Source organism: Aerococcus sp. L_32, assembly GCF_050689315.1.
On record NZ_JBOEQF010000820.1, the window covers coordinates 1 to 823 of the forward strand.

At 39.9% G+C, this 823-nt stretch carries 1 protein-coding gene; it reads left to right on the plus strand.

What is annotated here, in order from left to right:
* A partial coding sequence (locus ACRCJ0_RS16690) for an ABC transporter ATP-binding protein (RefSeq protein WP_431391279.1) occupies nt 1-823 on the plus strand: 823 nt, incomplete at both ends.

The following is an 823-nucleotide window of genomic DNA, read 5'->3' on the forward strand; positions in this document are numbered from 1 at the left end:
CGTATTTGTAGGACCTTCTGGTTGCGGAAAATCGACTACCCTACGTATGATCGCAGGATTAGAAACTATTTCCGAAGGGGAATTACGTATTGGTGATGAGGTTGTCAACAATACACCTGCAAAAGACCGTGACATCGCGATGGTTTTCCAATCATACGCCTTATACCCACATATGAATGTTCGTGACAATATTGCCTTTGCAATGAAAATGGAAGGAGTATCTAAGAAAGAACGTTATGCAAAAGTTGAAGAAGTAGCGAAACCACTACAACTAACAGAATACTTAGACAAGAAGCCAGGTGCCTTATCTGGTGGACAACGTCAGCGCGTAGCTTTAGGTCGTGCGATGGTACGTAATCCAAAAGTCTTCTTATTAGATGAACCATTATCAAACTTGGATGCGAAATTACGTGTATCGATGCGTTCTGAAATCGTTGAATTGCACCGTCAATTACAAACTACCTTCATTTATGTCACACATGACCAAACCGAAGCAATGACAATGGGGACGCGTATTGCAGTCTTAAATGCTGGTTGTGTTGAACAATTTGATACACCAGAAAACTTATACAATAATCCAGTGAACCGTTTTGTTGCAGAATTCATTGGCAGTCCACAAATGAACTTAATAAACGGTCGTTTAGTGAAAACCGACAATGGTATGGCAATTGAATCAAACGAGGAAATCTTCCCATTAGCTCAAGAGATGCAGGATAACATTTTAGTAGAAGCAACTGGTCAAGAAATTCAAATTGGGTTACGCCCAGAGCACTTTGAATATATGAATGACCGTATTGATAACCAAACTATTTTAGCGCAAACT